The 3112-nt window shown below is 47.3% G+C and carries 2 protein-coding genes and 1 pseudogene; all 3 read right to left on the bottom strand.

Annotation, left to right across the window (positions count from 1 at the left end; translation table 11 throughout):
- Positions 1-97 precede the first annotated feature (97 nt).
- Positions 98-408: pseudogene (locus RTI30_RS13600) on the bottom strand (transposase); the annotation flags it as partial.
- Between the two features lie 358 nt (positions 409-766).
- The gene (locus RTI30_RS13595; RefSeq protein ID WP_312284054.1) at positions 767-1783 is read right to left on the bottom strand and encodes a ParB/RepB/Spo0J family partition protein; all 1017 of its coding nucleotides are present in this window, start codon (positions 1781-1783) and stop codon (positions 767-769) included.
- 1 nt (position 1784) lies between these two features.
- Complete coding sequence (locus RTI30_RS13590) at positions 1785-2819, bottom strand: ParA family protein (RefSeq protein WP_312284053.1); 1035 nt, start codon at positions 2817-2819, stop codon at positions 1785-1787.
- Between the last annotated feature and the right edge of the window lie 293 nt (positions 2820-3112).

Below are 3112 nucleotides of genomic sequence, written 5' to 3'. Positions count from 1 at the left end.
ACGGCTGTGGAAAGAGAACTTCGCAGCCAATCCGTTACGCTCCGATCTCTATCACATCCGCAAGCCTGCCTGAAGAACGCCGCATAGCGACCGCTTACGGCGGTCGAGCTCCGCCTGGGCGAAAAACGCACTGGAGAGCTTCACGATCTCATTGGCACGGCGCAGCTCCTTGACCTCGCGCTCCAGCTCTTTGATGCGCTGGGCCTCTGCCGAGGTCATGCCGGGGCGCGTGCCTGCATCGACCTCGGCACGCTTGACCCAGTCCAGCAAGGTGTTGGCTGAGCAGCCAATCTTGGGGGCAATCGACGCCACAGCAGCCCATAGGGACGGGTACTCGCCGCGGTGCTCCTGCACCATGCGCACAGCGCGCTCACGTACCTCAGGGGAAAACTTGTTTGACTTGTTCATGGCTCCACTCTCTTCAAGGTTGGAGCCTCCATCAAATCCGGGGTGGTTCAGTGGTAATTCCTAAAGATCACCAATGATCACGACTTAGCGCAGCATATTGAGAACATCAAGATCATTTTCAAAAAGTCCAAAGAAAGCCCGGAGTCGCGTTGTCCAGAAACTTCTGCCAATCAGTTCCTCTAAAGTTTCAACGTTGAAACTCCCTACGTCATGATTGGTGGATGCCGGCACCATACACAGCCAGCCAAGGGTAAAGGCTACAGTGTACTCCTCCGCTCTCATTCAAGAGCAGAAAACCGCCAAGCTTGGCCAAGCAAAAACGCACCGACGCCCTCGGATCAAATCAACAAGAAGCGCGTCAGCTTACTGAACTACAATCCTCATCTTCGACATTCCCAGCAGCAATCACTCGGATCCCATCGACCATCTTCCTCATAGCCTCTATCACAGCCTGCTGTTTATCTGGATCTATTACACCCCCAAGCGAAAAATGAATCCTACCTGTATCGCTTATTTTTACATTGGCATTGATCGTTGGGGAAGTAAATAAATTAATTTTTTGAACATTAGGCGACCGAGTCTTATGCACCGATGGTTCTATCTTTTCCACTTCATGTTCCAGCCTACGAGCAGACCATTCTTCTTTTAGATATCGCTTGGCAAGGATTTCAGCATTTTCATGACCATATTCAGTCTGAGCGCGAAGCAGAAGATAAGCAATGATATGACTAAAACGGTTAGGAGCCTTCTTGATTACCTCAAGGATAGTGGGGTGTAATCGCCCAAAAGAAAGCAAACGGACTACCTTCGCCGTGGTAATGCGCATGGCTCCAGCAAGCTCTGCCTGCGTAGCGAAAATCCCATCTTCCAACAGTTTCTGAAAATATAAACCGATATCGACCGGAAATTGTGTTGTTCGTGCATCGTTCTCCATATAAGCAAGCATAGCCAACTCTTTTTGGCTCTTTCCCAGATGAATGATCGCCGGGACCTTCTGATATTCCTCAAGATCAGAAAGATATTGTCGTATGGCACGAATGCGGGTGCGCCCAGCCAAAACCATAAACCAGCCCTCTCGATCCGGATCTGGTGATACATGAATAGGATTGAGTATACCGTGCGCTCTTATAGACTCAGCCATCTCTAACACCGCCTCGTCAAGGTACACCCACCTTGGGTTGTAGGAATATTCAGATAATCGATCTATAGACAGGAAAACCGTCGCACCATCTTCATATCCAAAAGCATCAATAGAAGGATGCGTCTTCTGTAGCCGCTGAATACCGCGCAATCCATCCGCTATTGGTTCCTCCTTTGAAGCTGTCTCAAGAGGACTCATAAGCCCCATTGACTTAGAAATAGATTTCTTCTGCATTTTACTTTTCTCCGTGGTCTATTACAGCAATAGCTTCAATTTCCTGGGCAAGCTCAATCATTTTGATACCAACTGGAGAGGTTGGTTGCTGCTCCATCAGAGTACGTTGTCCTCCAAGGTATTTTTGCCTTGCAAGTCCAATATATTCAGGAATCACTGTACTCGTCACACTAACATCAGATATACCTGCCACAGAAGCCCGAATCGCCTCCAAAGTCTCTCGAGTATACTGTTTCCCTCCATGCAGCATATTTGGAATAAATGTAATCGGTAGTCTTTTACCGCTTCCTTCTTCCAGTTCGGCCACAAGTGCAAAAAGATTGCCAGAGGCTTTTACAGCCATATTTGCTAGTTCTACCACAGCAATAATACGATCAGATGATGCAACAGCTGAAAAGCTCAAACTGCTTACCGATGGCGGCGTGTCGATCAAAATAAAATCAAACTGAGAAATATCATCTTTATATCTTCGCAGTACTTTTGTAAATAATTGTTCTCGATATTGAGCTTGTACCATCATCATGTCAGTGCGGACCAGCCGTTGATCTGCAGGTATCAGCCCTAGATCCAAAGCTTGGATGGGGTACTGTATTGCTGCACCTAGATCGACATTCCTCCCAATTAGCAATCCCTCAATCGCATCACCAATAGTCAGAATGTCCTGATCCACATCAATATCAAAAAGTAAAGACAAAGAAGCCTGTGGATCTACATCAATCATTAAGACTTTGTACCCGCTCATCGCAAGAGCAACGCCCACGTTAGCGCAAATAGTGGTCTTTCCAACGCCTCCTTTGCTATAGAAAAACGCTAAAACTTCAGGCTCATCCAGCCGTACCAAGGGCGAGGGACACCCAGGACTTTCTCGAATGATACGGGCATCCTGACCGGTATACGCCTTGTTCGAATTTTCTGATGGAAATCTACCCAAATCTAACTTATTGATATGCCTAGCCAATCGTTGCTCACCATCCACCCCGTATCCAGTAAGCAAAGAGAGGGCCCTTCTCTTGAAATATGCGGAACGACTTGACATGAAAGCAAACTCCAGCAAGAAAGTACGAATAGTATAGCAGTGCAGAATTTGTATCATGTAATAAATTTCGTGTCTTGGAGTAATGTTTGACCCAGATCTGCCGCGCAATTACCTAGGCTTTAGTCTGAATCCGTGACCTCGATCCTTAGAAAATGTCCTAACAACATGTTTTCCATGGTATAATCTGACTTTTAGTGATTCACCCAACGGGTGCACATGGAACCCACTACATTTCACCGGCAGACTTCCGAATCCCTTACTGCCCTGGGCGGACTTCCTTTGATCGGGCAGGC

The sequence above is a fragment of the Candidatus Igneacidithiobacillus taiwanensis genome (assembly GCF_031962545.1).
GTDB classification, from domain to species: Bacteria; Pseudomonadota; Gammaproteobacteria; order Acidithiobacillales; family Acidithiobacillaceae; genus Igneacidithiobacillus; species Igneacidithiobacillus taiwanensis.
The sequence above is the reverse complement of the archived record's forward strand: the minus strand, read 5'-3'. Positions and strand labels throughout refer to the sequence as shown.